Genomic DNA, 26,318 nt, shown 5'->3' on the forward strand with positions numbered 1-26,318 from the left:
CTTGCCTGTCTGGCGCGGCCTCGCACCGGCCATGCCGCGCCGAACGCGCGGATTTCAACCCCGCCTCTCGGGGCCACCAATCCGACGTCAGAAGTCGGACCAGGTGTCGTCACTGCCCGATAGCGTGGAGTCCCGGTGGTCCACGGCATTGGCCGCCTGCTTTGTCGGCGCGGGCGCGGGGGTCTTGACCGCAGTGGCCTTGGTATCCTCCTCCCAGGACCCGTCCTTCGTACCGGCCCTCTTGGCCGGGGTGGCCTTCGGCGGGGCAGACTTGGCCCCTTCCGGCGGTCGTGTGTGCGCCGCCCTGGCTGCCGGTTGTTTCTCGGAGGTCTTCGCGGCCTGGCTGGCTGGCTCGGTGGATTTCTCCGCCGTCGCGGCTCTTGCTGGCGCCTTCGCAGGCTCCGGCTTTTTGCCCGCCGGCACCTCCCCGCCTTCGCCCGTGGCCACCGCCTTCACGGCGGGGGCGTCGGCGCCACCCCCCGCAGGCGCGTCAAACAGTTCCGGTATCCCCTGCCCACCTACCGAAGCGGTCGCCGGTGCCACGCTGCCGCCGCCGGTGAAGCGCGTCAGAAGGTCGGACAGCCGCGTCGCCTCAACCGTCAACTGCTGGCTGGCGGTGCTTGTCTGGCTGACCATGGCGGCGTTCTGCTGGGTCACCTTGTCCAGCTCGCCAATGCCGACGTTGATCTCCTCCACGTTGCCTGCCTGCTCGCGCGACAGCGTGGCGATCCCCGCCACCATCTCCGAAACCTCCGTCACGCTCTCCACGATATGGGTCAGCGTCTCGCTGGTGGCCTGCACCAGGCGCTCGCCGTCCTCCACCTGATCCGCGCTGTTCAGCACCAGTTCCTTGATCTCGTTGGCCGATTCCGACGCCCGCTGCGCCAGTCCGCGCACTTCCGACGCCACGACGGAAAACCCTTTTCCCGACTCGCCGGCGCGCGCGGCCTCCACCCCGGCGTTCAGCGCCAGCAGGTTGGTCTGAAAGGCAATGTCGTCGATCACCGTGATGATCTGGCTGATCTGTTCCGACGATTTCGCGATAGAGCTCATCGCCTGCAGGGCTCGGCCCATGACCTCGCCGCCCTGTTCCGCGCGGCGGCGGCCCTCCACCACCTTGCGGTCGGCATCCTCCGCCCGGTCGGCGGCGGATTTCACCCCGGCCGCGAGTACGTCCAGCGCGGCGGCGCTTTCCTCCAGCGTGGCGGCCTGCATCTCTGCCCGGCGCGACATCTCGTCGGACATGCTGGACAGCTCGTGCGCATTGGTCTGCACCGTCCCGGTACTGGCGCGCAGCGAATCGACCAGCACCTGCAGCGCAACGGCGAGATCGTTGAAATCGCTGCACAGCTGCACGTAGCTGTCGCCCAGATCATTCCAGTCCCCCGCCGCGATGCGCGACTGCAACCGGCCGCCGCGCAGCTGGCTCATGGCCACGCCCAGCGTCTGGAACAGCTCGACCCGACGGCCATTCTCCTCCTTCGCGCGCTTTTCGTTGCGCTCTGCCTCCTGCAGTTTGCCGCGCAGCGATTCCAGCCCCTGCGCGATTCCGCCAACCTCGTCGCCGCGCCGCTGGTCGGAGATCGGGCTGTGATAATCATGCTCCGCCATGCTCAGGATGCGGTCGCGCGCCCGCCGGATTGGCCGCGACAGCGCGCGCCCGAACAGCGTCGACAGCAGCACCGCCACCGCAATCACAAGGCCGTATGCGACGATCGCCTGCCGGTTCGCCGTTTCCGTGGCCTGCTGCGTCTCCGCCGTCACCCGCTCCAGCGCAGCGCCCAGGGTCTCGCGCTGATCGGTGAGGACGGCATCCACCTGGTCGAGCCGCGGCAGTAGCTCCTTGTTGATGGTGTCCATCTGGCCAAAGGCGGCCTCGCTCTCCGCATCCTCGTAAAAAAGCGCCACCTCCTCCAGCACCGCCATTGCGTTGCCGAGGGCGGTGATGACGGCGCTTCCCGCGACGAACATCGTCTGTGTCTCGGTGATCTGCGCCTTTGCCGAATCGACATTCTCCACCACCGGTTCCCACGGGTTGACCGGGTCCGTGGCGTAGCGCAGTACCGACAGCTGCGCGTGACGCACGCTGCGGCTGATGGAGGCCAGAGCCTCCTCGTTTGCCTGGTTCGTCTTCATCTCCGTCAGGGCTGACCCGAGCAGTTGCTGTTGGCGCCAGGACACCCCCGCGACCAGAAGCAGCGACACGAGGAAGGCCCCGGCCAGGAGAAGAACCTGGATACGAATGGAAAACCTGCCCATGCTCTACCTCTTCCCGGCTACGCGCGGAGCGGCACCCCGCCAGCGTCAAAACTGGCCGGATCTTAAGAGACCGCAGGTAAACAAAGCCTCGAAACCCGAGAGAAATCTTCCCCTGTTACATAGATTTTTAGCGATCCCGTGCGGCAGGCAGGCGGGCACGCTGCACCAAAAGGATGCCGCCCGCGATCACCGCGACACCGACCATGTCCAGCGCGTGCAGGTCCTCTCCCAGCAGAACGGCGGCGATGGCCACCCCGAAGAAGGGATTGAGGAAGTGGAAGGTCGCCGCCCGCACCGCGCCGATGCGGTCCACCAGCAGCACCCAGACGAAGGTCGCCGCCAGTCCCGGAACCAGCGTGGTATACGCAAAGGCCGCCGTCAGGCCGGGCGTCCAGGTGACCTCCCAGCGTTCCAGCGCCAGCGCCGGGAGCCACAGCACCGCAGAGCCGATCAGCATCTGCAACCCCACGATCATCATGAAATTGCCGCCCGAAACCGCCCCCCGCAAGGCCCGCGTCGCCACCGCCAGCGCGATCACGCCGCCGACACAGAGCGACACGCCATACAGGTCCATGCCGCCGCCGAACCGAGCCCCCATGATCAGGACGACCCCCGCGACCCCTGCCAGGAGACCCAGTGCCGCCTGCCCGGTGGGCCGCTCTCCGGCAAAGGCCCATCCGATCAGCGCCACCACCAACGGCATGGTCGAGGCGATGATCGCCGCTAGCGACGCCTCCACCGTCTGCATGGCGACGAAGTTCAGGCCGAGGTACAACGCGTTCTGGCAGATGCCGAAGATGATTGTCGCCCGCCACTGCGCACGACTCAGCCGCCAACTCTGCCGCAGCGCGAGCGCGATCACCACCGCCAGCAGGCCGGAAATCAGGAACCGCAGCGCCAGCGCGCTCAGCGGAGGCGCCTCCGCCACGATGATCCGGGCCGAGGTGAAGGCAGAGGACCACATGGCCGCAAAGGCCAGTCCCATCAGTATCGCGCGCATGTCCATGGCGCGGACGCTAGGGGTTTCCAGAGGCGGAGGAAAGCCTTGATCGACAGGGTATTGTCAGGGGTCAGCCAGGGGTCACTCAGGCGTCAGTCAGGCGTCAACGCGCGCCAGATGGCCGGTCTTGATCCACAAGAGGCAGCCCGCCTCGGAGACCGGCTCGTGCCCCTCCCCGGCGGGCAGACGCAGCCAGGTTCCCGCAGGATAATCACCGCTCTCGTCCCGCAAGGCACCCTCCAGTACGAAGATCTCCGCCCCGCCCGCATGGACCTGCCGCCCCGGCGCCGTCCCCGGCGCAAAGCGCAGCAGACGCACCCTCTCCCCCGGCACATCGTGAAGCATCAGCGCCTCCACGCCTTCCCCGGCGGGCTCGAAGCCACCCCGCCGCGTGTCCACCGCGAATTGCGCCGTATCGTCCGGCGCGAACTGACACAGCTTCACCAGGATCGTCGCCCCCTCCGGGCCGATATGCGGCCGGTGTCGCGTGCCGATGGGATTGCGCACGTAGCTTCCCGCCGGATAATCGCCGTGCTCGTCGGAAAACACGCCATCCAGCACGAGGTACTCCTCCCCACCGCCATGGGTATGCGAGTCAAAGGCAGAATTCGGCGCGAATCGCACGATGGTCGTGGCCCGCGCCACCTCCTCGCCGATCCGGTCCAGCATCATCCGGCCGACCCCGCTCGCCGGGCTCTCCCGCCAGTCGTAATCCTCCGGCCGCACCACTTCACGCTTCGAAAAATCCGCCCTGAGCCGCATCGCTTCCTCCCTCGTCTCCACCCCATCCTAGCGCAGCCGCCCGGCAAAAAAAGCCCCGCCTGCCCGCGATGGGCAGACGGGGTTCAGTCGGGCGCCCACACGCTTTCGCGGGGCGCCGGCGGTGTTCGCATGTCTCGTGGAAAGGGCCTGCGCCCCTGCTTCTTTGGTTTCCAAATACCGCGGGGGAGGCCGCAGGCCGGGGGGCAGCGCCCCCAGCGGACCCATCAGGGTCCGGCTACATCCCGCAGGACGGCTACATCCCGCAGGAAGCCTATTGCATCTCGGCGCGGATCTGCTGGCGCAACACGTCGATCGGCACCACCTTGCCCTCGCGTTTGAAGTGCCAGTAGGTCCAGCCATTGCAGGACGGCGCGCCCTCCAGCTTCGCCCCGACCTGGTGGATCGATCCGGTGACCCCGTCGCCCACCAGCGTGCCGTCGGCGCGCACCTTGGCGCTCTGACCGCGTGTATTCACCAGCATTTCGCCGGGGCGCAGCATCCCGCGCTCCACCAGTTGGCCAAAGGGCACGCGCGGCTCCGCCCGCTTCGATGTCGAGACCTGCAGCGCCGTCCCGTCAAAGGCGCGGATGTCGTCGATCCGCCGCCGCGCCACCTTGCGGTAGCTCTCCTCGCGCTCGATCCCGATCCAGTCGCGGCCCAGCATCTTGGCCACCGCGCCGGTCGTGCCGGTGCCAAAGAACGGGTCGAGGATCACGTCACCGGGGTTGGTCGACCCGACAATCACGCGATGCAGCAGCGACTGCGGCTTCTGCGTCGGATGCGCCTTGTCGCCATTGTCGTCCTTCAGTCGCTCGCCGCCGTTGCAGATCGGCAACACCCAATCCGACCGCATCTGCACGCCTTCGTTCAGTGCCTTCAGCGCCTCGTAGTTGAAGGTGTACTTCGCGCCTTCGCTCTTCGACGCCCAGATCATCGTCTCATGGGCGTTGGTGAACCGCTTGCCGCGGAAGTTCGGCATCGGGTTCGACTTGCGCCAGACCACATCGTTCAGGATCCAGTACCCGGCGTCCTGCAACGCCGATCCGACGCGAAAGATGTTGTGATAAGAGCCGATCACCCAGATCGCCCCGTCGGGCTTGAGCAACCGGCGCGCCGCCTTGAGCCAGTCTCGGGTAAAGCTGTCGTAGGCGGCGAAACTGTTGAACTGGTCCCAGTGGTCATCCACCGCGTCGACCTTCGAATTATCCGGGCGATGCAGATCACCCTTCAACTGAAGGTTGTAGGGCGGGTCGGCAAAGATCAGGTCCACCGAATTCTCGGGCAGACTGTTCATCGCCTCGATGCAATCGCCGGACAAAATTGTATTGATCGGGAGCGCGGTTGCGCCCTTCGCACGTGTCATTGTCGTCATTCTCTGCCTCTGCCCCGGCGTGTTTTCACGCTCGTTCGTTGGCTCCGAAAATGATTCGAAACGGATTCGCGGTCAATTATTTAAAGTTCTCATAGGCTTGCGATTTCGACTTGTCACAAGATATCGCGCACCGGTTTGAACGAACGTCTATGGAAAGGGGTCGCACCAAGATTTCGAAGGGCAGATTTGTGACACTTTGTTGGGTAGCCGGCGTTTGTCTCCCAGCCGTACCCCGGCCACTGTGTCGCCGCCTCCTTCATGACATTATCGCGCCAGATTTTCGCCACAATTGAGGCCGCCGCGATCGATGGCGACTTGCCGTCGCCCCCGACGATGGCGGTCGCCTCACACGGGAACCGCTCCGGCAGCCTGTTACCATCCACGAGAGCGTGCTCCGGCACCACGCGCAGCCCCGCCACCGCGCGCCGCATCGCCAGAAGGCTGGCCTGCAGAATATTGATCGCGTCGATCTCCTCCACCGTCGCGACACCGACGGACACCTCCGCCGATTGCCACAACAGCGGCGCGAGGAACTCCCGCCGTTTTATCGAAAGTTTCTTTGAATCGTTCAGGCCCTCGGGAATGGACTCCCGGTTCAGCACCACCGCCGCCGCCACCACCGGGCCCGCCAGCGGCCCGCGGCCCACTTCGTCCACGCCGCAGACCCGCCCGACACCGCGCCCCCAGAGGGCTTCTTCAAACGTCATCTCCATGGCGTTTCTAAAGACCGATTCCCTCCCCGACGGCAACCGTGCGCTTTCGTCCTTTCCCTCGCGGTCAAAGCGCCTATCCTCTGCCCGTTGCACAGCGAAAGATCACGCCCCATGCCCCATCCCCTGCTGTTCGTCTACGGCACCCTCACAGATACCGCGGGGCACCGCCTGGGGGATCTCCTGAAACGACACGGCACGCGTATCGGCAGCGGGTCGATCCGGGCGCGGCTTTATCTGATCGATGACCCCGACCTGCCTGGCGAAGGCAATTTCTACCCCGGCGCCCTGCCCTCGCCCGACCCGGACGACCGCGTCTGGGGCGAAGTGCACGAGGTGCACGCGCCCGACATCCTTTTTCCGCAGTTCGACACCTACGAAGGCTGTTCGCCCGACTGGCCCGAACCGCACGAATTCCTGCGCCGACTGGTCGAGGTTACGCTGCAGGACGGCTCCTACACCCATGCGCAGACCTATCTGTATACATGGGACGTGAGCCGCGCGGTGCATCTGCCCACGGGACGCTTTACCGCCCGCGCGCCTGACGTTCACTGACCCGGACAGGGGTCCTGCAATCGGCGCCTGACCTGCTTTTGCGAAGTTCCGATACGGTCCAGCTGCGGCCGCGGGTACTGGCTCCGGCCACCGCTGTCGCCACTCAGACCACCTGAGAGATCAGCGAAAGCACCGCCACCTCTGCGGGCACGTCGTGGTCACGGATGTGCATCTCCAGCCGGGCGAGTTCCTCGGCCGAAAGTTGGAGCAGGATCGGCCGCGCGTCGCCAGGCAGCACATCCGTCTGCCAGCCCGTCCCGGCATCCAGCGCCCGACGCAGCGCCTGGCGCACGAGATAGGCCAGCGGCAGGTGCTGCTCAGATGTGCGCACCAGCCGTCTGCGCAGGTCCTCTGGCAGACAGAGTTCCACGGCTTTCCTCCCGTCCCGGCGACTCATCTGGTATCTCCCTGGATTCGAGCGAACATAACGTGAATATCCGGGCGGCGCGACAAGAATTGTTCACAGAACCTGCGCCCATTGATCGCGCCCTGCGCCCGTCGCATCGTCCCCCGGAAATGACAAAGGGGCCCGGAGGCCCCCTTGCGTATCGAACTGGCGGTGCCGCCTGTGTGACACCGGCACCAAAGGCGCCGATGCCCTGTCGCGGCTCTCACTCTTTCCCGAAGGAAGAGTGATTACATCATGCCGCCCATGCCGCCCATGTCGGGCATGCCGCCACCGGCTGCGCCGCCATCCTTCTGCGGCTTGTCGGCCACCATCGCTTCGGTGGTGATCAGCAGGCCCGCAACCGAGGATGCGTCTTCCAGAGCGGTCCGCACGACCTTTGCCGGGTCGATGACACCGAACTTGAACATGTCGCCATATTCGTCGGTCTGCGCGTTGTAGCCGAACTTCAGGTCCGAGGATTCACGGACCTTGCCCGCCACCACGGAACCGTCAACACCGGCGTTCTGCGCGATCTGGCGCAGCGGTGCTTCGAGAGCGGCGCGGATGATCGAAATGCCGCGGTTCTGGTCGGCGTTCGCGCCTTCCAGGCCTGCCAGCGTCTTGGCTGCCTGCACCAGGGCCACACCGCCGCCAACGACGATGCCTTCCTGAACGGCTGCGCGCGTCGCGTTCAGCGCGTCGTCCACACGGTCCTTGCGCTCTTTCACTTCGACTTCGGTCATGCCGCCGACGCGGATGACAGCAACGCCGCCCGCCAGCTTCGCAACACGCTCCTGGAGCTTCTCGCGGTCGTAGTCCGAGGTGGTCTCCTCGATCTGCGTGCGGATCTGCGACACGCGTGCCTCGATCTCCGACTTCTCGCCCGCGCCATCGACGATGGTGGTCTCATCCTTGGTGATGGAGACCTTCTTGGCGGTGCCAAGCATGTCCATGGTGACGTTCTCGAGCTTCATGCCGAGGTCTTCGGAGATCACCTGGCCGCCGGTCAGGATCGCGATGTCCTGCAGCATGGCCTTGCGACGGTCGCCAAAGCCCGGCGCCTTCACGGCCGCGATCTTCAGGCCGCCACGCAGCTTGTTGACCACGAGGGTCGCCAGCGCTTCGCCTTCGACGTCTTCCGCGATGATCAGCAGCGGCTTCTGCGACTGGATGACCTGCTCCAGCAGCGGAACCATCGGCTGCAGCGAAGAAAGCTTCTTCTCGTGCAGCAGGATCATGCAGTCTTCGAGATCCGCGATCATCTTGTCGGGGTTGGTCACGAAGTACGGCGACAGGTAGCCGCGGTCGAACTGCATGCCTTCCACGACGTCGGTCTCGGTCTCGAGGCCCTTGTTCTCTTCGACGGTGATGACACCCTCGTTGCCGACCTTCTGCATCGCGTCGGCGATCTGACGGCCGATTTCGGCCTCGCCGTTCGCGGAGATGGTGCCGACCTGTGCGACCTCATCGGAGTTCTCGACAGTACGCGCCGCGGCCTTGATGGCCTCGACGACCTTCAGGGTCGCCATGTCGATGCCGCGCTTCAGATCCATCGGGTTCATGCCGGCGGCAACAGCCTTCAGGCCTTCCTTGACGATGGCCTGTGCCAGAACGGTCGCGGTGGTGGTGCCGTCGCCCGCTTCGTCGTTGGTACGCGAAGCGACTTCCTTCACCATCTGCGCGCCCATGTTCTCGAACTTGTCTTCCAGTTCGATTTCCTTGGCGACAGACACACCGTCCTTCGTGATGCGCGGTGCGCCGAAGGACTTGTCCAGAACGACGTTACGGCCTTTGGGGCCCAGCGTCACCTTTACCGCGTCGGCAAGAATGTTGACGCCTTTCAGCATCTTGCTCCGTGCGTCGGTATCGAATTTTACCTCTTTCGCAGCCATTTGCGATCTCCTTGAAACTTGTGTGGATGCATGGACCGGGGGTATCCCCCGGCACCCTCTTCAGGGAAAGGTCAGCCTCAGGCGATAATGCCGAGGATGTCGCTTTCCTTCATGATCATCAGCTCTTCACCTTCGACGGTGACTTCGGTGCCGGACCATTTGCCAAAGAGGATCTTGTCGCCTTCCTTGACGGCCATCTCGATCAGCTCGCCGCTGTCCTTGCGCGCGCCTTCGCCACACGCAACAACCACGCCTTCTGCCGGCTTTTCCTTGGCGCTGTCGGGAATGATCAGCCCACCGGCCGTCTTTTCATCGCCTTCGGTGCGACGAACAAGCACACGGTCATGAAGCGGTTTGAATGCCATCTCTGAGTACTCCTGGCTCAAAGTTTCACTACTGCCCCCCAATCGGGCGGGCTGTTAGCACTCATCGTCTCGGAGTGCTAACGATGCAGGAGGTAAGCAACGCAACGAGTCGTGTCAACATGCCGCGTGAAAATCTGTGGCCCCTATCCGGAGCCCATATCCGGCGCCTGAATCCGCAAGCCGAAAACCAACCCGAAGACAAACGCGAACGCGCAAAGGCCAACTGACACCAGCCCCGGCGCCGACCCGAATACCGAAGTGGGCATCGCCGCCCGCCCGCGCAACCATCCGCGCAACCATCCGCGCAACCATCCATGCGGCCATCCGCTCACCGGTCCATGAGACGCCCCGATGACCTGCCCCGGCAACTTGCCCCCCGCGACGGTCCACCCTGCGACGGTCCACCCTGCGTCATCAAACCGATACAGCCCCGTCACACCGCTGAAACACCCCCGTCGTACTCCGCGGCGAACGCGCAACCGGAGACAGCGGCCCCGTGTCCGACCGAACGATCTTCCTCTCGGACGTCCACCTCGGCACCCGTGGCTGCCGTGCCCACCTGCTGGTTGATTTCCTCGAAAAACACGACGCCCGGACGCTTTACCTCGTGGGCGACATCGTCGACGGCTGGCGGCTGAAACGCGGCTGGCACTGGCCCGAAGACCACAACGCGGTGATCCGCGCGATCCTCGAAAAGGCGCGCTCCGGCACCCGCGTCATCTTCATTCCCGGCAACCATGACGAGGTCTTTCGCGACTACATCGGGCTGCACCTCGGCGGGATCGAACTGAAGCGGTCCGACACCTTCCTGTCGGCCAGCGGCAAACGCTACCTTGTGACCCATGGCGACGAATTCGATGCCGTGATGGCCAATGCCCGCTGGCTGGCCATGCTGGGCGACCGCGCCTACGCCACGCTGATCTGGCTCAATCCAAAGATCAACGCCGTTCGCCGTCTCTGGTCGCACCGCTACTGGTCGCTGTCGAAATGGTCAAAACAGCAGGTGAAGCAGGCGGTCAACTTCATCGGCCAGTACGAGGCGGTGCTGGCAGAATCCGCCCGCCAGCAGGGCTATCAGGGCGTCATCTGCGGCCACATCCACCACGCCGAGATCCGCCGCATCGGCGGCATTCACTACATCAACACCGGCGACTGGGTCGAAAGCTGCACCGCCGTGATCGAAAACCACGCGGGCGAGATGCGGCTGGTCGACTGGGAGGCGCGCGCCAACCGCCACCGCCTGCTGGAACGCCGCCGCGCGCGCGCCGCCAGCGCCGCCCGCGCCCTCACCGGACAGGATCTGCAATGACCGACACCAGCCCCACACTTCCTCGCGACACCGCCGCGCTGATCGCAGAAGCCGTGCATGGCAACGCGCCCCGCGCCAGCCTCGGGGATCGCATGTTTGCCAGCCTCTTTCGTGGCCTCGTCTACCCGCAGATCTGGGAGGACCCCGTCTGCGACATGGCCGCGCTCGGGCTGTCAGAGGCGGACGACGTGCTTTGCATCGCGTCGGGCGGCTGCAACATGATGTCCTACCTCTGTGCGCGGCCCGCGTCGCTCACGGCCGTTGACCTGTCGCCGTGGCATGTGGAACTGGGACGGCTGAAGCTCGCGGCGGTACGCCACCTGCCCGACCACGCCGCGTTCTACAGCCTGTTCGGGGATGCCGACCGCGCCGCCAACGTCGACCTGCTCGAGCAATACGTCCTGCCGCACCTGCCCCCCGAGGCGCGCGGTTTCTGGAACGCCCGCCAAGGCCTGCGCCGACGCAAGTCGCTGTTCGCGCGTGGCTTCTATCGCTTTGGCGCATTGGGGGCGTTCCTGGGCGCGGTGCATGTCATCACCCGAATGGGCGGCGTGCGCTGGGACGACCTTCTGCGGGCGCCCACGCCAGAGGCGCAGCGCGCCGTCTTTGACGCGCAGATCGCGCCGCTGTTCGAAACCCGGCTGGTGCGCGGACTTGCGGCGCAGCGCGGCGCGCTTTTCGGGCTGGGGATTCCGCCCGCGCAGTACGACAAGCTCGCCGCCGACGCGGGTGGCGACATCCTCCCCGTCCTGCGCGACCGCTGCCGCAAGCTGTTCTGCGATTTCCCGGTTTCGGACAACTACTTTGCCTGGCAGGCGGCGCGCCGCGCCTACGCACCCGACGGCGCGGGACCCGTGCCGCCCTATCTGGAGCCGCGCCACCTCGGCACCCTCCGCGCCATGGCCCCGCGTGCCCGCGTGCTGCACCGCTCTGTGACCGAACACCTCTCAGACGCCCCCGCCGGGTCGCACTCCGTCTACATCCTGCTCGACGCGCAGGACTGGATGAACGACGCGCAGCTCACCGTGCTCTGGCAGCAGATCACCCGCACCGCGCGTCCTGGCGCGCGCGTGCTGTTCCGCACCGGCGGCACCGCCGACATCCTGCCCGGCCGCGTGCCCGACGCGATCCTCGGCCAATGGCGCTACGACGCACCGGCTTCGCGCAGGGCCTTCGAAACCGACCGCTCCGCCATCTACGGCGGCGTGCACCTCTATCGAAAACGCTGAGACCGGACCCGCCGACATGAGCATGACCTCCGACCACGGCCGCCTGATGGATGACGTCTACCGCGTCCAGCGCCGCTTTTATGACATCACGCGCAAGCACTACCTGCTGGGCCGCGACCACCTGATCACGCAGATGGATGTGCGCCCCGGCCAGTCCGTGCTGGAGATCGCCTGCGGCACCGGTCGCAACCTCGCGCTGATCCGCGCGCGCCACCCGCAGGCGCGGCTGCATGGGCTCGATATCTCGGAACAGATGCTGATCTCTGCCCGCCGCACGCTGGGATTGCGCGCCACGCTCGTTCGCGCCGACGCCTGCCGCTTTGACCCGGAAACGCTTTTCGGTCGGCGCCACTTCGACCACATCGTGTTTTCCTACAGCCTGTCGATGATCCCCGACTGGCAGGGCGCGCTGGACGAAGCCATGCGCCACCTCGCCCCCGGAGGCACGCTGCACGTGGTCGACTTCGGCGATCAGCACCGCCTGCCGCGCTGGGTCCGCGCGGGGTTGCGCGCCTGGCTCGCCCGGTTCCATGTGACGCCCCGCGACGCCCTGCCCGGCGCGCTGCGCAATCTGCCGCACTTGGCGCTGCACCAGGCGCCGCTCTATCGCGGCTACGCGCAATACGCCCGCCTGACGCGCCGCCCCTGACGGCCCCCGGCCCGCGAGGATCTGGCCAACATCCGGCCACGCCCTGAACCCGACCAGGGCCATGCTGCGAAGACCTTGTCGCTGGGTTCTTCGCAGGCCATTTCGCAGGCCATTTCCCTGTGCAACTCGCTGCGAAATTCCCTGTGCCATTCCCTGTGCCATTCCCTGATACACAGCGCTAAGACGGCATCAGCAACGAGTCGGGACCCCCAGCCGCATGACGGACGACACCACCGCAAGGACATCGCCCTGGCAGCGCGTCAAACCGCTGTTGCCATATTTCGTGACCATCGCGCTGTTTGCCGCCGGCGCCTGGGCGCTGCATCACCTGCTGGCCCCCGTCGACCTGCGCAGTGTCATGGCGCAGGCCCGCGCCACCCCGGCGCATATTCTGCTGCTGGCCGTCCTGACCACGGCGGCCAGCTACATGACCCTGATCGGCTACGACTGGTCGGCGCTACGCTACATCGGCAAACGCCTTCCGCTGCCGGTGACCATGCTGGGCGCCTTCCTCGGCTATGCCTTCGGCAATACCATCGGCGCGGGTCCGATCACCGGCGGGGCGGTCCGCTACCGGATCTATTCCGCGCTGGGGCTGTCGGCCTATGACATCGCCGCCATCGCCACCTTCGGCGCCAGCGCCTTTGGCTTTGGCGCGACCATCATCGGTTTCGGCGCGCTGGTGATTCACCCGCACGCGCTGGGGCACCTGCTGCACCTCGACCCTGCGACGATTCGCTACGGCTCGCTCGCGATCGTCGCCACGGCCTGTGCCATCCTCTTTGCCATCGCCGCCCGCCAGTCCGAGATCACCGTGCGCGGCATAGCCCTGCGCCCGCCGACGCCCGGCATCATGGCGGCGCAGTTCGTGTTCACCGCCGTGGACCTGCTGCTGGCCGCCGCCACGCTCTACCTGCTGCTGCCGCCCTCCGACCTTGGCTTTCCGACCTTCCTCGCGGTCTTTGCCGCCGCGATCATGGCGGGCGTCGTGTCGCACGTCCCCGGCGGCGTCGGCGTCTTCGAAACCGTGATCATTGCCGCACTGCCGCCCTCCGTCCCCGTCGAACAGGCCGCCACGGGGCTGCTGCTTTATCGGCTGGTCTATTACCTGCTGCCCTTCTTCGTGGCGCTCGTCATTCTCGCCGTGACCGAGTTCCGCCATGCCTCCGGCCGCAGCCTGCCGCCCTTCGTTCAGGCGCTGGTGCGGTCGATCTCCGCCCTGGTGCCGCTGGCCATCGCGACGATGATCCTGACCTCCGGCGTGATCATGATAATCTCCAGCCTGATCCCGCCGACCTCCGAAATCGCCGAGGATCTGGAACTGCTGCTGCCCACCGCCATCCTCGAAGGCGGCGCGCTGCTGACCAGCGCCATCGGCGCCTCCATGCTGGTGATCGCCCATGGCCTGCTGCGCCGCGTGCAGGGGGCGTGGTGGCTGGCGGTGCTGGCGCTGTCGGGCGGCATCGCCACCAGCCTCGCCAACGGGCTGGATTACGAACGCGCGCTGATGCTGGGGGCGGCGCTGCTGATCCTGCTCCCGACCAAGGCCGAATTCTTCCGCACCACGCGGATGACCCGCGACGTGTTCAGCCTGCGCTGGACGCTGATGATGCTCGGACTGCTGGGCGGGCTTCTGGTGGTGCTTGTCTTCGCGCAGAAGGCCACGCCCTACGCGCATGACCTCTGGTGGCAGTTCGCCTCGGACCAGAGCGCGCCGCGCGCCCTGCGCGCCGCGCTCCTGGGGGGCATCCTGCTGACCGTGGCGCTGCTCGTCTTTGCGCTGCGTCCCGGCACCCTGCGCCACGCGCCCGCCACGCCCGAGGATCTGGAGCGCGCCCGTGCCCTGATCGCCGCGCAGCCCGACCCGGGGGCCAATATCGCCCTGACCGGCGACAAATGCCTGATGTTCTCGGACAGCGGCCGCGCGGCGCTGATGTACCGCATTCAGAATCGCAGCTGGATCGCGCTGCACGAACCCTTTGGCGACCCAGCAGAGGCGCGCCAGCTGGCCTGGGCCTTCCACGACGCGGCCTATGCCGCCAACGCCCGCCCGATCTTCTACGCGGTTTCGGCCGCGCATGCCTCGCTCTGGATCGACATGGGCCTGGCGCTGATCAAGATGGGAGAGGAGGCGGTGGTACCCCTGGCGGGATTCAGCCTCGACGGTCCCGCCCGCAAACGCCTGCGCACGACGCACAACCGCGCGCTGCGCGACGGGCTGACCTTCGAAATGCTGGAGGCGCCCGTCGCGCCGGAGACGCTGGAAGCGCTGCGCCCGATATCCGACGCATGGCTGGCGGCGAAATCCGGCGGCGAAAAGGGGTTTTCCCTCGGCACCTTCGACCCGGCGGTGCTGTCGCGCGCGCCCATCGCCGTCGTCCGGCACCATGACCGCATCGTGGGTTTTGCCACGCTCTGGCTGACGGACGCGCACCACGCCGCCAGCATCGACCTGATGCGCCACGCGGACGACGCGCCCTCCGGGATGATGGAGTTCCTGTTCACCGAGCTGTTGCTACACTTTGCAGGCCGCGGCTATGCCGAGTTTTCCCTTGGCAATGCGCCCCTGTCGGGGATCGAGGCGCGGCGCGGCGCGCGCTTGACCGCGCGCATGGGCGCCTTTGTCTACAAGCACGGGCGGCAGTTCTACAACTTCGAGGGACTGCGCGCTTTCAAGCAGAAGTTCGACCCCGAGTGGCGCCCGGTCTATGTCGCCGTGCCGCCGCGCGCGAACATCCTCGCCGTGGCGACGGACATCGTGACCCTGATCAACGGCGGCCTGCCCCGCCCGGGCCGCGCACGGAAGCCCCGCACAAAGGCCGAGAGGCGGACAAGCTGAGACTGGGCCAGTGTCGGGGCCTGTGTCGGGGCCTGGGACTTGGGCCTGTGTTGAGGCCTGTTTTGGGGCCCTTGTTGGGGCCTGTGCCTTGGGCCTGTTTTGTCGGCGTCTCAGCGCGGGGGTCACATCCCCGCCCCCCGTGGAGGTATCTGAACCAAGAAGAAGCGGGAAAGCGGGCGGTTTCAGAGCGGTCTGGAGATCGCCCCTGAAGGGCGGCGTTGCGGTGGTGCCCCCGGACCCTCAGGGCGCATTTGCGAAGCAGAGAGGCATCGCGGCGGCGGAGAGCGGCTGACAAGGGTAAAGAAATCCTGAATCCGGGTGGGGCAAGATATTGATTTCGCTCAATCCCGCGACTGTCCCATGGTGGGACATGCCCTGACCGGGCGCGGCGGCGAGAAGGTCTTTGCCCCGTAGGGGCGCTGCCCTATCCTGACCCCGAGACCAGCGGAGGGGACCCCCATGAAACTCGGAATCGTCGGCGCCGGCATGGTCGGCTCTTCGGCGGCCTTTGCCTGCGTCATGCGCGGCGCAGCCTCCCGGATCGTTCTGGTGGATATCGACGAGGCCCGCGCCCGCGCCGAGGCCGAGGACATCGCCCATGCGGTGCCCTTTGCCGCGTCGGTCCAGGTGGACGCGGGCGATTACGCGGACCTCGCCGGCGCCGGAGTCGTGATCCTCGCCTGCGGCGTCTCCCAGAAGCCGGGCGAGACGCGGCTGGCGCTTCTTTCGCGCAACGCCGAGGTTTTTCGCGCCGTCGTGGGCGAGGTGATGCGCCACGCACCGGAGGCGATCCTTGTCATAGCCTCCAACCCGGTCGACATCATGGCGCAGGTGACGCAGGCGCTGTCGGGGCTGCCCCCGGGTCGGGTGATCGGGTCGGGAACCATCCTCGATACAGCGCGCTTTCGCTGGCTTCTGGGGCGGCACCTCGGCATCGCGCCACGCTCTGTCCATGCCTACGTTCTGGGCGAACATGGCGACAGCGAGGTGCTGGCATGGTCGGCCGCGCGCGCCGGGTCCGTGTCGCTGGAAAGCTTTGCCGCCCAGATGCGCACGCCGCTGACCGATGCCGCACGCGCCCGCATCGACGAGGGTGTGCGCCGCGCCGCCTACACCATCATCGCCGGCAAGGGCGCCACCTGGTACGGCATCGGCGCGGGGTTGGCGCGAATCGTCGCCGCCATCGCCGGGGACGAACAGGCCGTGCTGTCGCTCTCCACGGTGGGCAACGTGCAGGACGTGGGCGAGGTCGCATGCTCCCTGCCCCGCGTGCTGGCCCGCGAAGGCGTGAGCGCGACCCTCATGCCGGACCTCGCTGCTTCGGAGCAGGAGGCGCTGGCCGCCTCTGCGCGTCTGTTGAAGGAGGGCTTCGACAGCCTCAGCCTCTGACCGGGCCGGGGGAACGCCCTCGCCGCCAGAGTTTCACCACCAGCGCGAGTGCGAATCCCGCCGCCACCGCCAGTGCCGCCACCAGCCCGGCCCAGTCCGTTACCAGCGCTGCCAACGTGTCCACCTGCGCGCCGAAGACAAAGCCAAGGCCCACGTAACCCGTCACCCAGATTGTTTCCCCCGCCGTGTCCCAAACCGCAAAGCGCCACGCAGGCAGCCGCATTGCCCCGGCGATCAGGTTCACCCATGGCCCGAGTGGTGCCACAAGCCAGGTGGAGAAGAACACTCCGAGTCCGCCATAGCGCGCCACGGTTTCTTCGCCCTGCGCGATCAGCCCCGCCTTGCCGGTCTTTGCCCCCATCCATCGGACCAGTGGGACACCGCCGCGCCGCCCCAGCTGGTAGCCGGTGTTGTCCCCCGCCAGCGCCGCGAGCCATGCCACCAGCCAGACCTGCCAGAACACGAGGTCCCCCGCCGCCGCAAACGCCCCGGCCGCCAGCATCACCAGCGCCGTGGGTATCGGCACCGCGAGGCAGGACAGGTAAGCCGAGACCGCCACCACCCAGAGTCCGTAGCCCGACACGAGGCCAAAGATCGTCTCACTCATGCGCCGGCGCCCCGTCTGGCGGGAGAGACGCACGGTAGGCAACGATGGCGGCCTCCAGATCGGTAATCAGATCTGCCACTGGAACGCCGCGTTCTTCCGCCAGGCGGCTTAGCGGCTCAGGCCCGTGGCCATCCCGTTTTGCGCCCGGATTCAGGCCGAGGGCGTCCGTGACCACATCCTTCGGCAGGTGCCACGACATGGCGACGAAGCGCGGCGTCATCCATGGCGCGATGGGCATGTCGCGATGCTCCGGATCGGCCCAGAAAAGCGCGCCCAGCGCCAGCCGTACGGCAAAGACCGTGGCCACCAGGAGAGCCAGCGCCAGCCCACCCGTCAGATAGGGCGCTTCACGCCAAAGCCTGCGCATCGCTTGCCTCCTTCATACTCCCCCGGCCGCCAGACAGAGCGCGCGCGGCGCGGTCAGTCCATGGGATACACGCACCATGCGCCGCGACCCGTCGCGATGTCCTGCCCCGAATGCGGGTTGCACGGATTTCATGGCCATAGAATCGCGCTTTTGTGGAGCAATACGGTAAAATTTCATCCAGGAGGATTTTCGCGACGCGGTTTCTCGCCCTCTGGCTCGCCCTTCTTGCCACGCCCCCGCTGTGTCTCCCGCTCTCGGATGTTCATCCGCGACTACGGCGTCGGCCCTTATTCCTTCGACAGGTGCGCCCTCGCGCCGACGTGGGCGGAAATCGACGCCCGGACCGTCGCGCAGATGGACTGGCTCGCCGCGCTGCCGAAGGATGCACCGGCGCAGGGAGAGCGGGTGCTGCTGGCGATGCACGTACCACCCAGACTCGACGGCTACAGCGGCAAGCCCATGTGGATCATGGACCGGTTCCCGGCCCGGGGTTCCCGAATTCGCCATAGTCCGCCGGATGGCTGACTTGGACAATTTGATGCAGCAGGCACGCATCCGACCTTGAATGGTCAGGGTATCTGACCCTATTCTGGGTCGTCCCATAGACCGCGAGTCCGCCATGCCAACCCTTCAGGCCACGCCCGTGCGCCATGCCCCCGCCCCGCGCGACCCCGAAAACCTGAAGGGCATGGTCCTCATGGCGTTGGGCTTTTTTTCCTTCGCGGCCTGCGATGTCCAAGCGAAGTACCTCACAGAATTCTTCCACGCCGCGCAGGTGGTCTGGTTCCGCCAGTTCGGCCTTTTCCTCGGGGTGGCGCTCCTGATCGCGCTGAAGGGGCCGGGCCTGCTGCGTTCGCACCTGCCGGGGTTGCAGGTGGCGCGCGGGGTCTGCGCGGTCTGCTCCGCGGTGCTGTTCGTGATCGCGGTCAGCTACGTGCCGCTGGCGGATGCGGTTGCGGTCAGTTTCGTCGCGCCCTTCATCGTCACGCTGATGGGCGCGCTCTTCCTGCGCGAATCCGTGGGGCTCCACCGCTGGGGCGCGGTGGCGGTGGGCTTTGTCGGGATGCTGATCGTGGTACGGCCGGGCATGGGCGTGCTGCACCCGGCGATCCTCTTCGTGGTCGGGGCGGCCAGCTTCTTTGCCCTCAGGCAGGTGCTGTCGCGCAGCCTTTCGGGAGCGGACCCGGTGATGACCACCGTGGCCTATACCTCGATCACCTCGACGACGCTTCTCACGCTGGCGCTGCCCTTCGTCTGGACCGCGCCGCCCGACGCCTTCGTCTGGCTGATCGTCGCCGGCATGGCCCTGACCGCCGCGCTTGGCGAAGTGCTGGTCATCCGTGCTCTCGACATCGCGCAAGCCGTGGTAGTAGCCCCGATGCATTACTCGCTGATCATCTGGGGGACCTTCTACGGCTTCGTCGTCTTCGGCGACCTGCCCGACAGCTGGACCCTGGTCGGCTGTGCGGTGATTGTGGCGTCGGGGCTCTACACCATCCACCGCGAAAGGCTGCGCGCCCGCGCCGAGGTGGCCGAGCGCAACGCCACCCTCGCCGCCGCGACGCCTGCGGCGGAGGTGCCCTGACACCGCCGAGGGCTCACGTTTCCCACGACCCGGCCCAGTGCACCAGCGCGACGCGCCCGGCGTCGTTCAGGGCGTAGACGCCCGTCCCGACCTTCTCGAACCAGCCGTAGTGGTTGTCCCGCATGACCTGCGTCGCGCGGGCCACGCCCGCGCCCGCCGCGACGTCGCGTCCCCGGCAGGCGCCGCGTTCCACCATCCAGGCTGCGCAGGCCAGCGCGTCCTGCCTGTAAGCCGTGACAATGCCGTGCCGCGTGGCGCCGCCCTCGTTCGGATCGCCGCGCAACGCCTCGAACTCCCGCAGGAGTCGCGCCGCCTTCCGCTTGTCCTTGCGCGGAGTGTAGGGCCCGGGATCGCAGAGCACCTCGACCCGGCCATCCGCCAGCACCACGATGAACCCCAATCCCAGCCGCCGACAAAGCGCGAGATTGTCCTTCACCGCCCGACGCGCCACACGGCCCGATGGCTTCGGCACCGCAACATAGACATGTTCCGTCAGCTTCAGACGCGCCACCGCCTGATGAAACAGCGAGAGCGTCAGCCGCAGCTTCAACTCCACGATCACTGGAGGCTCCACGCCCCGCACCGCGACCATGTCCGCCGCCCCCACCTCGCCTTTCACCCGGTAGCCTTGCCGCTCCAGCATGGCCTTCACCGGGGCGTATAATTCGCTTTCCCGCTCCATGGCCCCATTCAACCGACGCGCAGCCCCTTGTCCAGCGCCGCCGTTCGCCCGAGACTGAGCCGAACACTGCGTCCATCCGCAGGGGAGCCCCAGATGATCCGCCTTACTGCCCTTCTCCTCTTTCTGACCATCACGACGCAGGCCCATGCCGACTGCCGCGGCCAGGACCTCACGCAGAACCTCGCGCCCGACCTGCGCGACAGCCTCGACGCGCGGCTGATCGAAACCCCCTACGCGCAGGGCAACCACTGGATCGCCACGAAGGACGGCGCGACGCTGCACCTGATCGGCACCATGCACCTGACCGACCCGCGCCTCGATGGTCCCACTGCCCGCCTGTCGCCGCTGCTCGACGATGCGGCGCTGCTGCTGCTGGAAATGACCGCCGCCGACAAGGCCACGATGGAGACAAGTGTGCTGTCCGATCCGACCCTCTTCATGCTGAAGGGCGCGAGCCTCCCCGACCTCCTGCCGGAGGACGAATGGCAGGCCCTCGCAGCCGCCATGGAGGCGCGCGGTGTGCCTGCCTTCGTCGGTGCCCGGATGCAACCCTGGTACCTGTCGATGCTGCTCTCCGTTCCCGCCTGCATGAAGCAACTGCTGGAGCAACAGGACGGGCTCGACTTCAGACTGGAGGACGCGGCGGAAGCGCGCGGCCTGCAAACCCGGTCGCTGGAACCGTGGGATACCTTCTTCGGCCTCTTCGCCGACATCCCGCTACAGACCCAGCTCGCCATGATCCGCGCCGCCCTGACCGCGCCCGAGGTGAACGAGGACCTCTTCACCACCATGCTCGACAGTTACTTCGACGAACGCAGCGCCGAAGGCCAGATCGCGCTGGAATTGCTCGGTCCCAGCCTGACCCCGTTGACCGAAGAAGAAAACGCCGCCGTCACCGCCTTCATGAACGACAGCCTGCTGGCCCGCCGGAACGCGGCTTGGATGCCGGTCCTGAAAAAGGCGCTGGCGAACACAGAAAGCCCCGTCATCGCCGCCTTCGGCGCCGCCCATCTGCCGGGTAAGGACGGCATCCTGAACCTTCTGGAGGAACAGGGCTTTACCCTCACCCGCGCACCGTTCTGACCCTGGCCGAGCGAAAAGCGCCGCCGCCACACGTCTGTTCGGCTCCCGTTTCTCCTTGGCGGAAATACTCCCGCCGGAGGCGCATCTCTCCACCCGCGCCCTCGCCGGGAAACAACGCAGCCGAACCGCAACCAAAACAGGCGCGCGGTTCACCCCCGCGCCCCTGCTTCGTCACTCCAAGCGTCCCCTCAGGCGGCCAGCCCGCGCCCCTTCAAAAGCGCCTCGACCCCCGGCATCCGGCCCCGGAACTGCATGTACAGATCTTCAGCCTCCTGCGATCCGCCTTTCGACAGGATGAAACCTTCGAGCTTCGCCGCCACCTCCGGATCGAACGGGCCGCCCGCTTCCTCGAAGGCCGCGAAGGCGTCCGCGTCCATGACCTCCGACCACATGTAGCTGTAATAGCCCGAGGAATAGCCGTCGCCCGCGAAGACATGCGCGAAATGCGGCGTCGCGTGGCGCATCCCGATGGCGCGGGGCATTCCCAGCCGTTCCAGAACCTCCGCCTGCCGTTGCATGGGGTCGGCGGGGGCCTCGGCGCTGTGGAATTCCAGATCCACCAGCGCCGAGGCCACGTATTCCACCGTCTGGAACCCCATGTCGAAGGTCGCGGCCTTCAGAACCTTCTCCAGCAGCGCCTCCGGCATTGGCGCGCCGGTCTCCGCGTGGGTGGCGAATTCGCCCAGCACCTCCGGCACCTCCAGCCAGTGTTCATAGAGCTGCGAGGGCAGTTCCACGAAGTCGCGCGCCACGCTCGTCCCTGAAACGGAACCAAATTCCACATCCGAGAGCATCTGATGCAGCGCATGCCCGAACTCGTGGAACAGTGTGCGCGCGTCGTCGTAGGACAGCAGCGCGGGCTTGCCCGAAGGCGGCTTGGCGAAGTTGCAGACATTCACCACGACGGGCGTCTCCACCCGTGGCCGCTTCGACTGCGAGCGGAAGGCCGAGCACCACGCCCCCGACCGCTTGGACGCGCGGGCAAAATAATCCGCGATGAAAACCGCCACGTGTTCGCCGCCGCGCGTCACCTCCCAGGCGCGCGCGTCCGCGTGATACAGCGGAACGTCCAGCGGCGCGAACTCCAGCCCGAACAGCCGGTTGGCGCAGGCAAAAGCCGCCTCGATCATGCGGTCAAGCTGCAGATAGGGCTTCAGCTCCGCCTCATCGAGGTCATGCAGCGCGCGCCGCCGCTTGTCCGCGTAAAAGCGCCAGTCCCAGGGCTCAAGCGGACCCGCGACGCCGTCGGCATGCAGCATCGCTTCCATCTCCGCCTGATCGGTCAGCGCAGCCGCCTTTGCCGGTTCCCAGACCGCCATCAGCAGATCCCGAACCCGGTCCGGCGTGCCCGCCATCTCCGGCTCCAGCTTGAAATGCGCGAAATCGGCGTAGCCCAGCAGCTTTGCCCGCTCCTCGCGCAGGCGCAGCGTTTCCGCAGCGATATCGCGGTTGTCGGTCTCGCCACCGTTCTCCCCCCGCATCGACCATGCGCGCCAGGCCTTTTCGCGCAGGGCGCGGCGCGGCGAAAATTGCAGGAAGGGCACGATCAGGGAACGCGACAGCGTCACCACCGGCCCGGCTTTGTCCAGCGCCTCCCCGGCGGAGCGCGCCGCGTCCACGACGAAGCCCGGCAATCCCTCGAGATCGTCCTCCGACAGTTCCATGAACCAGTCGGATTCGTCCTTCAGCAGGTTCTGGGTAAAGCTGGTGCCAAGCACCGCCAGCCGCTCCTTCACCGCTTTCATGCGCTCTGCCGCGCCACCCGCCAACGCGGCTCCCGCGCGAACAAAACCGCGATGCGCGAGGTAGAGCACACGCGCCTCCGGCTCCGACAAACCCAGCGTATCGCGCCGGTCCCACAGGTCCGCGACCCGCGCGAACAGCCGTTCATTGGAATAGATCGCAGAGGAATGCGCCGCCAGTGTCGGCGAGAAGTCCCGCTGCAGGGCCTGCCGCGCCGCGTTGCTGTCTGCGCCCGCGACGTTGTAGAACACGCCCAGCACCCGGTCCAGAGTGGCGCCCGCGCCCTCCATCGCTTCGATGGTGTTGGCAAAGGTCGGCGCCTCGTCGGAATTCGCGATCGCCTCGATTTCCGCCAGGTGCTCGGCCAGCGCCTGCTCCACCGCAGGCGCGAAATCGTCGTCGGAAATCCTGTCGAAGGGGGCGATGCCAAAAGGCGTCTCCCACTTGGTCAGCAGAACGTTGGTCATGTGGTACTCCATCAGGGTTGCCCTGAATCTAAGCCCCAATGGTGAAGGCTTCAATCACGGCCCTGCCTTTGGCCACAGGAAAACACCGCCCCCCGCCCCCGGCCCGCTACCCCGCCTTCGCGGCCCCGCAGCAGGGGCAATCCTCGCGCCGTTTCAGCCCGATCTTGCGCGTCTCGCCCCAGAGCGCGTCGTAGATCAGCATCTCGCCGCGCAGCACTGCGCCCGCGTCCGCGACCAGCTTCACGCATTCCACGGCCATCATGGAGCCCACGACACCCGGCAAGGGCCCCAGAACCCCTGCCTCCGCGCAACTTGGCGCCAGACCCGGCGCCGGCGCTTCGGGAAAGATGCACTGATAGCACGGTCCGCCCTGCGCGGGATCGAACACCGAAAGCTGCCCTTCCCACTGGCTCAGCGCGCCCGAGATGAGCGGTTTGCCCCCCGCGACGCAGGCCGCGTTGACCATATAGCGCGTGGCGAAGTTGTCGGTCCCGTCCAGCACCACGTCGTAATCCGCGAGGAGGTCCGCCACGATCTCCGCTTCCAGCCGCCGCTGGTAGGGCTGCACCACCACGAACGGATTCAGGGCTTCCATCGCGGCCTTGGCGGAAAACACCTTCGGCATTCCGATGCGGGCGTCCGTATGGATCACCTGCCGCTGCAGGTTACCCTGATCCACCACGTCGTCGTCGATCACACCAATGGTGCCCACCCCGGCCGCCGCGAGGTACAAAAGCGCGGGCGACCCCAGCCCCCCGGCGCCCACCACCAGAACGCGGGCTTCCTTCAGCTTGCGCTGACCCGGCCCTCCCAACTCGCGCAACACGATGTGGCGGGCGTAGCGCTCCAGTTCTCCGGGACGGAACGCGCCCGCTTGTGGTGGTTCTTCGGACATCTCGACCTCCTCCGCCCGCGCCCGCAACCGGCGCAGCCCAAGCGCATAGACCGCCACCAGCGCCGCCACGCCGCCAAGGATCAGCCAGCCCGGCAGGCTCCCCATGGCCAGACGCAGGGGATGGCCCGGGGACAGCACCAGATGCACCAGCAACACCCCGAGGTAAAGCGCCGCCAGCGTGACCAGTCGCGCCCGCCGGGTGACCCCCATGACCACCCCCACGCCCCAGAGCGCCGCCGCCACCAGCAGGACCGCGACCATCAGCCCCTCCCGGTGGAGCCAAAGCCCCCCGTGCCGCGCGCCGTACCGGGCAGGTCGTCGGCCACGCTGAACCTGGCCTGCACAACCGGCGCCACCACCATCTGCGCGATGCGGTCGCCGTGCGCGATGGTGAACACCTCGGTCCCTGCGTTCATCACAATCACCCCCAGCGCCCCGCGATAGTCGCTGTCGATGGTTCCCGGCGTGTTGGGCAGGGTGATGCCATGCTTCAAAGCGAGGCCGGAACGCGGCCGCACCTGCACCTCGTACCCCTCCGGGATCGCCAGCCGCAGCCCCGTCGGCACCAGTGCCCGCTTGCCCGGAGCGAGCCGTACGGCCCCCCGATCCGGCAGATTGGCCCGAAGATCCGCCCCTGCCGCCCCGGCGGTGGCATAGGCGGGCAGGCCAAGCGCCTCGTCCGCCCCCGGCTCCCAGGCAAGGATGACCTCCACGCTCATACCCGGTCCTCCCCGAACCGCCCCGTCCGCAAGGCACCCACTGCCAGCTTCTTCTTGGCAAAAAAACTCATTCCACCCTTTCGGCCGCAGCGACAGCGGGACCCTGGCCCGCCCCCCTGCTTCTCTGCTTTCCAAATACTCAAATCCTATGCCTCCGCCCGGCCCAGCGCCTGCGCGATGCGTTCCGCCAACCGCCGCGCCACCGCGCCCTTGGCGGCCCGCGGCCATGCCTCCGCACCATCGGCAGTGATAAGGACAACCGCGTTTTCCGTTCCACCCATGATGCCGGTCTCTGGCGAGACATCGTTCGCCACGATCCAGTCGCACCCCTTGCGGTCCCGCTTGGCCGTGGCGTGGGCGACGACATCGTCGGTCTCGGCGGCAAAGCCTACCACCAGCGCGGGGCGCCCCGCGTCCAGCTGCGCGACCTCGCGCAGGATGTCGGGGTTCTCGGCGAATTCCAGCACCGGAAGTCGCCCGCTGTCCTTCTTGATCTTCGATGCGGAGGCAGTGGCCACGCGCCAGTCCGCCACGGCGGCCGCGAACACACCGGCGTCCACCGGCAGGGCCGCCATCACTGCCTCGCGCATCGCGCACGCGGTCTCGACCTCCACCACCTGCACGCCCTGCGGCCGCGCCACAGCGGCAGGCCCCGTGACAAAGACTACCTCCGCGCCAAGATCCCGCAGCGCTTCGGCAATCGCCGTCCCCTGCGCCCCGGACGAGCGGTTGGCGATGTAGCGCACCGGGTCGATGGGTTCGTGCGTCGGGCCGGAGGTCACCAGCACCCGCCGTCCCGTCAGAGGCCCTCGCGTCAGGGCACGCTCCACCGCCGCGACGATTTCCAGCGGTTCCGCCATGCGCCCCGGCCCATATTCGCCACAGGCCATGTCACCATCGTTTGGCCCCACCACGGCGACACCATCGCCGCCCAGAACGGCGAGGTTGCGCTGCGACGCGGGATGTTCCCACATCCGCACGTTCATCGCGGGGGCGATCATCACCGGTGTGTCGGTGGCCATCAACAGGGTAGAGGCAAGGTCGTCCGCGTGCCCCCCCGCCATCTTTGCCATCAGGTCGGCGGTCGCGGGCGCCACCACCACCAGATCCGCCACGCGGCTGAGCTGGATATGGCCCATCTCCGCCTCTGCCGTCAGGTCGAAAAGGTCGGAATGCACGGCCTCCCCGGCCAGCGCTGCTACGCTCAACGGCGTGACGAACTGCGACGCGGCCCGCGTCATCACCGGGGTCACCGCCGCGCCCCGCTCGCGCAGGCGCCGGATCAGATCCAGGCATTTATAGGCCGCGATACCGCCGCCGATGATCAACAGAACCCGCTTGTCCGCCAAGATCCCCGCGCTCATCCGACCTCTTCCCGTTCCCGTGACGATCCCCGCGCGCCCAAAGGCGCTGTTAACCCGCGCACACTACCCTTTCCCCGCCGCGAAAGGA

24 protein-coding genes are annotated in these 26,318 nt (G+C 67.0%); 9 read left to right on the plus strand and 15 right to left on the minus strand.

What is annotated here, in order from left to right:
- Window positions 1-87: 87 nt before the first annotated feature.
- From J5474_RS09410 to J5474_RS09430, 5 genes are all read right to left on the minus strand, one after another.
- On the minus strand, window positions 88-2,259 hold the full coding sequence (locus J5474_RS09410) for a methyl-accepting chemotaxis protein (RefSeq protein ID WP_245216362.1): 2,172 nt from the start codon (window positions 2,257-2,259) through the stop codon (window positions 88-90).
- Window positions 2,260-2,386: 127 nt separating this feature from the next.
- Window positions 2,387-3,265 (minus strand): DMT family transporter, encoded by an 879-nt coding sequence (locus J5474_RS09415; protein ID WP_209360648.1) that lies wholly within the window; start codon window positions 3,263-3,265, stop codon window positions 2,387-2,389.
- Between the two features lie 90 nt (window positions 3,266-3,355).
- Complete coding sequence (locus J5474_RS09420) at window positions 3,356-4,021, minus strand: cupin domain-containing protein (protein ID WP_209360649.1); 666 nt, start codon at window positions 4,019-4,021, stop codon at window positions 3,356-3,358.
- Window positions 4,022-4,292: 271 nt separating this feature from the next.
- On the minus strand, window positions 4,293-5,393 hold the full coding sequence (locus J5474_RS09425) for a site-specific DNA-methyltransferase (protein WP_209360650.1): 1,101 nt from the start codon (window positions 5,391-5,393) through the stop codon (window positions 4,293-4,295).
- Window positions 5,394-5,506: 113 nt separating this feature from the next.
- Window positions 5,507-6,106 carry a ribonuclease HII gene (locus J5474_RS09430; RefSeq protein WP_209360651.1) on the minus strand — a complete coding sequence of 200 codons (600 nt, stop codon included), beginning with the start codon at window positions 6,104-6,106 and terminating at the stop codon, window positions 5,507-5,509.
- A gap of 111 nt (window positions 6,107-6,217) precedes the next feature.
- On the opposite strand from J5474_RS09430, the gene J5474_RS09435 reads away from it, so the two are divergent.
- Window positions 6,218-6,658, plus strand: coding sequence for a gamma-glutamylcyclotransferase family protein (locus J5474_RS09435; protein WP_209360652.1), 441 nt, complete (start codon window positions 6,218-6,220; stop codon window positions 6,656-6,658).
- A gap of 103 nt (window positions 6,659-6,761) precedes the next feature.
- Here the strand turns inward: J5474_RS09435 and J5474_RS09440 are convergent, their stop codons facing one another.
- The 3 genes from J5474_RS09440 to J5474_RS09450 all read right to left on the minus strand — a co-directional run bounded on the left by J5474_RS09440 (window position 6,762) and on the right by J5474_RS09450 (window position 9,303).
- On the minus strand, window positions 6,762-7,055 hold the full coding sequence (locus J5474_RS09440) for a hypothetical protein (protein ID WP_209360653.1): 294 nt from the start codon (window positions 7,053-7,055) through the stop codon (window positions 6,762-6,764).
- A gap of 239 nt (window positions 7,056-7,294) precedes the next feature.
- Window positions 7,295-8,938: a chaperonin GroEL gene (groL, locus tag J5474_RS09445; RefSeq protein ID WP_209360654.1), complete on the minus strand. Its 1,644-nt coding sequence runs from the start codon at window positions 8,936-8,938 to the stop codon at window positions 7,295-7,297.
- Between the two features lie 77 nt (window positions 8,939-9,015).
- Window positions 9,016-9,303 (minus strand): co-chaperone GroES, encoded by a 288-nt coding sequence (locus J5474_RS09450; RefSeq protein ID WP_209360736.1) that lies wholly within the window; start codon window positions 9,301-9,303, stop codon window positions 9,016-9,018.
- Between the two features lie 496 nt (window positions 9,304-9,799).
- On the opposite strand from J5474_RS09450, the gene J5474_RS09455 reads away from it, so the two are divergent.
- The 5 genes from J5474_RS09455 (at window position 9,800) to J5474_RS09475 (ending at window position 16,718) form a co-directional block, all read left to right on the plus strand.
- On the plus strand, window positions 9,800-10,612 hold the full coding sequence (locus tag J5474_RS09455; protein ID WP_209360655.1) for a UDP-2,3-diacylglucosamine diphosphatase: 813 nt from the start codon (window positions 9,800-9,802) through the stop codon (window positions 10,610-10,612).
- Window positions 10,609-11,841 (plus strand): BtaA family protein, encoded by a 1,233-nt coding sequence (locus J5474_RS09460; RefSeq protein WP_209360656.1) that lies wholly within the window; start codon window positions 10,609-10,611, stop codon window positions 11,839-11,841. The genes J5474_RS09455 and J5474_RS09460 overlap by 4 nt, the downstream gene beginning before the upstream one ends.
- A gap of 16 nt (window positions 11,842-11,857) precedes the next feature.
- Entirely contained in the window at window positions 11,858-12,490 is a 633-nt protein-coding gene (locus J5474_RS09465) for a class I SAM-dependent methyltransferase (RefSeq protein WP_245216363.1), read from the plus strand.
- Between the two features lie 217 nt (window positions 12,491-12,707).
- On the plus strand, window positions 12,708-15,329 hold the full coding sequence (gene mprF, locus J5474_RS09470; protein ID WP_209360657.1) for a bifunctional lysylphosphatidylglycerol flippase/synthetase MprF: 2,622 nt from the start codon (window positions 12,708-12,710) through the stop codon (window positions 15,327-15,329).
- A gap of 459 nt (window positions 15,330-15,788) precedes the next feature.
- On the plus strand, window positions 15,789-16,718 hold the full coding sequence (locus J5474_RS09475; RefSeq protein ID WP_209360658.1) for an L-lactate dehydrogenase: 930 nt from the start codon (window positions 15,789-15,791) through the stop codon (window positions 16,716-16,718).
- On the opposite strand, the gene J5474_RS09480 is transcribed toward J5474_RS09475, so the two are convergent.
- Both J5474_RS09480 and J5474_RS09485 read right to left on the minus strand, forming a co-directional pair.
- Window positions 16,708-17,325 carry a DedA family protein gene (locus J5474_RS09480; RefSeq protein WP_209360659.1) on the minus strand — a complete coding sequence of 206 codons (618 nt, stop codon included), beginning with the start codon at window positions 17,323-17,325 and terminating at the stop codon, window positions 16,708-16,710. The genes J5474_RS09475 and J5474_RS09480 overlap by 11 nt on opposite strands.
- Window positions 17,318-17,692: a hypothetical protein gene (locus J5474_RS09485; protein ID WP_209360660.1), complete on the minus strand. Its 375-nt coding sequence runs from the start codon at window positions 17,690-17,692 to the stop codon at window positions 17,318-17,320. Before J5474_RS09485 ends, J5474_RS09480 begins: the two co-directional genes overlap by 8 nt.
- 258 nt (window positions 17,693-17,950) lie before the next feature.
- On the opposite strand from J5474_RS09485, the gene J5474_RS09490 reads away from it, so the two are divergent.
- Together J5474_RS09490 and J5474_RS09495 are read left to right on the plus strand one after the other, a co-directional pair.
- Window positions 17,951-18,217: a hypothetical protein gene (locus J5474_RS09490; RefSeq protein WP_209360661.1), complete on the plus strand. Its 267-nt coding sequence runs from the start codon at window positions 17,951-17,953 to the stop codon at window positions 18,215-18,217.
- Window positions 18,218-18,311: 94 nt separating this feature from the next.
- Window positions 18,312-19,277, plus strand: a complete 966-nt coding sequence (locus J5474_RS09495) for a DMT family transporter (RefSeq protein ID WP_209360662.1) — start codon at window positions 18,312-18,314, stop codon at window positions 19,275-19,277.
- A 13-nt stretch (window positions 19,278-19,290) separates the two neighbouring features.
- On the opposite strand, the gene J5474_RS09500 is transcribed toward J5474_RS09495, so the two are convergent.
- Window positions 19,291-19,959, minus strand: coding sequence for a DUF2161 domain-containing phosphodiesterase (locus tag J5474_RS09500; protein WP_209360663.1), 669 nt, complete (start codon window positions 19,957-19,959; stop codon window positions 19,291-19,293).
- 93 nt (window positions 19,960-20,052) lie between these two features.
- Between J5474_RS09500 and J5474_RS09505 the strand changes: the two genes are divergently transcribed.
- Window positions 20,053-21,042, plus strand: a complete 990-nt coding sequence (locus J5474_RS09505) for a TraB/GumN family protein (protein ID WP_209360664.1) — start codon at window positions 20,053-20,055, stop codon at window positions 21,040-21,042.
- A 188-nt stretch (window positions 21,043-21,230) separates the two neighbouring features.
- Here the strand turns inward: J5474_RS09505 and J5474_RS09510 are convergent, their stop codons facing one another.
- The 4 genes from J5474_RS09510 to coaBC all read right to left on the minus strand — a co-directional run bounded on the left by J5474_RS09510 (window position 21,231) and on the right by coaBC (window position 26,218).
- Window positions 21,231-23,252, minus strand: coding sequence for a M3 family metallopeptidase (locus J5474_RS09510; protein WP_209360665.1), 2,022 nt, complete (start codon window positions 23,250-23,252; stop codon window positions 21,231-21,233).
- A 106-nt stretch (window positions 23,253-23,358) separates the two neighbouring features.
- The gene (locus J5474_RS09515; RefSeq protein ID WP_209360666.1) at window positions 23,359-24,408 is read right to left on the minus strand and encodes a HesA/MoeB/ThiF family protein; all 1,050 of its coding nucleotides are present in this window, start codon (window positions 24,406-24,408) and stop codon (window positions 23,359-23,361) included.
- Complete coding sequence (dut, locus tag J5474_RS09520; protein WP_209360667.1) at window positions 24,408-24,866, minus strand: dUTP diphosphatase; 459 nt, start codon at window positions 24,864-24,866, stop codon at window positions 24,408-24,410. The genes J5474_RS09515 and dut overlap by 1 nt, the downstream gene beginning before the upstream one ends.
- 146 nt (window positions 24,867-25,012) lie before the next feature.
- The gene (gene coaBC / locus J5474_RS09525) at window positions 25,013-26,218 is read right to left on the minus strand and encodes a bifunctional phosphopantothenoylcysteine decarboxylase/phosphopantothenate--cysteine ligase CoaBC (protein ID WP_209360738.1); all 1,206 of its coding nucleotides are present in this window, start codon (window positions 26,216-26,218) and stop codon (window positions 25,013-25,015) included.
- Window positions 26,219-26,318: the final 100 nt, after the last annotated feature.

Source organism: Sagittula salina (genome assembly GCF_017813235.1).
GTDB classification, from domain to species: Bacteria; Pseudomonadota; Alphaproteobacteria; order Rhodobacterales; family Rhodobacteraceae; genus Sagittula; species Sagittula salina.

Coding starts and splice junctions, on each gene's coding strand:
- J5474_RS09515 (WP_209360666.1), bottom strand. CDS start 24,408: ATGGTCGCGGTCCTGCTGGTGGCGGCGGCGCTCTGGGGCGTGGGGGTG.
- J5474_RS09485 (WP_209360660.1), bottom strand. CDS start 17,692: ATGCGCAGGCTTTGGCGTGAAGCGCCCTATCTGACGGGTGGGCTGGCG.
- J5474_RS09430 (WP_209360651.1), bottom strand. CDS start 6,106: ATGGAGATGACGTTTGAAGAAGCCCTCTGGGGGCGCGGTGTCGGGCGG.
- J5474_RS09440 (WP_209360653.1), bottom strand. CDS start 7,055: ATGAGTCGCCGGGACGGGAGGAAAGCCGTGGAACTCTGTCTGCCAGAG.
- J5474_RS09425 (WP_209360650.1), bottom strand. CDS start 5,393: ATGACGACAATGACACGTGCGAAGGGCGCAACCGCGCTCCCGATCAAT.
- J5474_RS09410 (WP_245216362.1), bottom strand. CDS start 2,259: ATGGGCAGGTTTTCCATTCGTATCCAGGTTCTTCTCCTGGCCGGGGCC.
- groL (WP_209360654.1), bottom strand. CDS start 8,938: ATGGCTGCGAAAGAGGTAAAATTCGATACCGACGCACGGAGCAAGATG.
- J5474_RS09495 (WP_209360662.1), top strand. CDS start 18,312: ATGCCAACCCTTCAGGCCACGCCCGTGCGCCATGCCCCCGCCCCGCGC.
- J5474_RS09420 (WP_209360649.1), bottom strand. CDS start 4,021: ATGCGGCTCAGGGCGGATTTTTCGAAGCGTGAAGTGGTGCGGCCGGAG.
- J5474_RS09460 (WP_209360656.1), top strand. CDS start 10,609: ATGACCGACACCAGCCCCACACTTCCTCGCGACACCGCCGCGCTGATC.
- J5474_RS09465 (WP_245216363.1), top strand. CDS start 11,858: ATGAGCATGACCTCCGACCACGGCCGCCTGATGGATGACGTCTACCGC.
- J5474_RS09500 (WP_209360663.1), bottom strand. CDS start 19,959: ATGGAGCGGGAAAGCGAATTATACGCCCCGGTGAAGGCCATGCTGGAG.
- J5474_RS09510 (WP_209360665.1), bottom strand. CDS start 23,252: ATGACCAACGTTCTGCTGACCAAGTGGGAGACGCCTTTTGGCATCGCC.
- J5474_RS09415 (WP_209360648.1), bottom strand. CDS start 3,265: ATGGACATGCGCGCGATACTGATGGGACTGGCCTTTGCGGCCATGTGG.
- J5474_RS09450 (WP_209360736.1), bottom strand. CDS start 9,303: ATGGCATTCAAACCGCTTCATGACCGTGTGCTTGTTCGTCGCACCGAA.
- J5474_RS09480 (WP_209360659.1), bottom strand. CDS start 17,325: ATGAGTGAGACGATCTTTGGCCTCGTGTCGGGCTACGGACTCTGGGTG.
- J5474_RS09505 (WP_209360664.1), top strand. CDS start 20,053: ATGATCCGCCTTACTGCCCTTCTCCTCTTTCTGACCATCACGACGCAG.
- mprF (WP_209360657.1), top strand. CDS start 12,708: ATGACGGACGACACCACCGCAAGGACATCGCCCTGGCAGCGCGTCAAA.
- J5474_RS09490 (WP_209360661.1), top strand. CDS start 17,951: ATGTTCATCCGCGACTACGGCGTCGGCCCTTATTCCTTCGACAGGTGC.
- dut (WP_209360667.1), bottom strand. CDS start 24,866: ATGAGCGTGGAGGTCATCCTTGCCTGGGAGCCGGGGGCGGACGAGGCG.
- J5474_RS09435 (WP_209360652.1), top strand. CDS start 6,218: ATGCCCCATCCCCTGCTGTTCGTCTACGGCACCCTCACAGATACCGCG.
- J5474_RS09475 (WP_209360658.1), top strand. CDS start 15,789: ATGAAACTCGGAATCGTCGGCGCCGGCATGGTCGGCTCTTCGGCGGCC.